Consider the following 2,099-nt stretch of genomic DNA (forward strand, 5'->3'; position numbering starts at 1 on the left):
CAATTGCGTCGGCTGCCAGCCGCCCCAGCGCCCGGCGCGCAGCATCCGCTCGCCCTCGCCCGCGCGGCGCGCGCTCATCAATAGCAGCGTCATGGCGATATCTGCGGTGGCGTCGGTAACGGCCCCCGGCGTGTTGGTAACCGCCACACCCGCCGCCCGCGCCGCCGCCACATCGATATGGTTCACCCCAACCCCGAAATTGGCCAGAAGCCGCGCGCGGATCGGGCCGCTGAACGCTTCGGCGGTTAAGGCATCGCCCAGCGTTGGAACCACGGCATCGTATTCGGCCAGCGCCGCGCGACATTCGGCCAGCGTCATCTGCGCGTCGGTCGTGCGGTATTCGGCACCGTAAGCGGCCAGTTCCGCCTCGACTGCCGGTGTCAGGCGGCGCGAGATCAGCACCCGCATCAGAACAGCCGCCCACCCAGCGGCACGTCATGACCGGGACCGATCAGCACCACCTCGCCCGCAGCATCGGGCACGCCAAGCACCAAGACCTCGCTCATGACCTTGCCAATCTGGCGGGGCGGAAAGTTGACCACCGCCAGCACCTGTCGGCCGATCAACTCTTCGGGGTTGTAGTGCGCGGTGATCTGCGCGGAGGACCGCTTTTCCCCAATTTCTGGGCCGAAATCGACCCAAAGCTTGATCGCCGGCTTACGCGCCTCGGGGAAGGGTTCGGCGCGCGTTATCCGGCCCACGCGGATATCGACCTTCAGGAAATCGTCAAAGGTAATGCTCATTTGCCAAGCTCGCGTCCACGCGCTGCCGCGGCCGCCACGGCGCGGCGCATCAGGCCGGGAAAGCCCGTTTCAGGTTCCATAAGCACACGCAGGCCAGCCTCGGTGGTGCCTGCGGGCGAGGTGACGTTGATGCGCAATTGCGCGGGCGATTCGTCCGAAGTTTCGGCCAGCGCGCCCGCGCCCGCCACCGTGGCGATGGCAAGGCGCATCGCCAGATCGGCGGGCAAGCCCTCGGCGGTGCCCGCAGCGGCCATCGCCTCGATCAGATGGAACACATAGCCGGGGCCAGAACCCGAAAGCGCTGTGACCGCATCCATCAGATGTTCGCCGGGCAGGCGTTCGACCTTGCCAATCGCGCGCAGCAGCCCTTCGGCCGTGGCCAGATCGGCGGCACTGGCGGCGGCATTGCCGCAGATTGCGGTGATTCCCTTGCCGATTGCCGCAGGCGTGTTGGGCATGGCGCGAACCAGCGGTGTGCCCGCCCCCAGAACCGCCTCATAGGTTGCAATCGTAGTGCCCGCAGCGACGGTTACAAACAACGTGCCGCCCCCGCCCATCGCCTTCAAGACCGGCAGCGCCGTGCCCATCATCTGCGGCTTGACCGCAATCAGCACCACCGCAGGCCGCGCGGGAAGCGGCGCGTTCAGATGCACCCCTTGCGCCGTAAGCCAGTCAGACGGATTTGGGTCAATTACCCAGACCGCAGATGGCGCAAGCCCCTGCGCCAGCCACCCCGACAACATCGCCGAGCCCATCTTGCCGCAGCCAAGCAACACCAGCCCGCGCGCCGAAATCTCTGAAAAGTCCATTCTTGCCCCCTTGTCCGAGGGCCAAGATTATGCGCGCCCGTAGGCCTCGGCAATGGCAACCTGCATCGCCGCCTCGGGTGTCTCGTTGCCCCAGCAGGTCAGCTGGAACGCCGGGTAGAACCGTTCCGCCGCCATGATCGCCCCGCCGATCATGCGGTCGATCTGCTCTGGCCCGGCAATCTGGCCGCCGTTCAGCACCAGCCCATAGCGCCAGACCATCAACCGCTGGTCGCGCCAATAGGTAAAAGCCCCGGTCCAGACCTGATCGTTGACGCGGTTCAAAAGATCATGCAGCGCATCCATCCGTGCTGCGGGCGGGTCCATTTCAAACGTCACGATCAGGCGCAACACCTCGTCCTGCGCCGACCATGAAAGCGTCAGCGCATAGCTGCGCCACTGGCCTTCAACCTGCATCGCGATCTGATCTTCGGTCAGGCGGTCGAAGTCCCAAGCATGCGCGGAGGCGAGCGATTCGACCACGTCGATCGGGTGCAAGTCATCGCCCAGCATGTGATTTTCGAATAGGGCCATGTCCACTCCAGCCAGA

At 65.6% G+C, this 2,099-nt stretch carries 3 protein-coding genes and 1 pseudogene; all 4 read right to left on the reverse strand.

Annotated features, from left to right (window positions below; genetic code table 11):
- Positions 1 to 408: pseudogene (locus ABY403_RS15990) on the reverse strand (D-glycerate dehydrogenase); the annotation flags it as partial.
- Complete coding sequence (locus tag ABY403_RS15995; RefSeq protein ID WP_372841804.1) at positions 408 to 743, reverse strand: tRNA-binding protein; 336 nt, start codon at positions 741 to 743, stop codon at positions 408 to 410. The pseudogene ABY403_RS15990 and the gene ABY403_RS15995, both read right to left, overlap by 1 nt.
- Positions 740 to 1,552, reverse strand: coding sequence for a pyrroline-5-carboxylate reductase (gene proC / locus ABY403_RS16000; protein WP_372841805.1), 813 nt, complete (start codon positions 1,550 to 1,552; stop codon positions 740 to 742). The genes ABY403_RS15995 and proC overlap by 4 nt, the downstream gene beginning before the upstream one ends.
- A 27-nt stretch (positions 1,553 to 1,579) precedes the next feature.
- Complete coding sequence (locus tag ABY403_RS16005) at positions 1,580 to 2,083, reverse strand: YbjN domain-containing protein (protein WP_372841806.1); 504 nt, start codon at positions 2,081 to 2,083, stop codon at positions 1,580 to 1,582.
- Positions 2,084 to 2,099: the final 16 nt, after the last annotated feature.

Origin of the sequence: Phaeovulum sp., from assembly GCF_041596715.1 — a bacterium.
Taxonomy (GTDB): Bacteria; Pseudomonadota; Alphaproteobacteria; order Rhodobacterales; family Rhodobacteraceae; genus UBA6213.

Excerpts from the sequence above, each read along its gene's own strand:
- proC (WP_372841805.1), bottom strand. The coding sequence starts at position 1,552 with ATGGACTTTTCAGAGATTTCGGCGCGCGGGCTGGTGTTGCTTGGCTGC.
- ABY403_RS16005 (WP_372841806.1), bottom strand. The coding sequence starts at position 2,083 with ATGGCCCTATTCGAAAATCACATGCTGGGCGATGACTTGCACCCGATC.
- ABY403_RS15995 (WP_372841804.1), bottom strand. The coding sequence starts at position 743 with ATGAGCATTACCTTTGACGATTTCCTGAAGGTCGATATCCGCGTGGGC.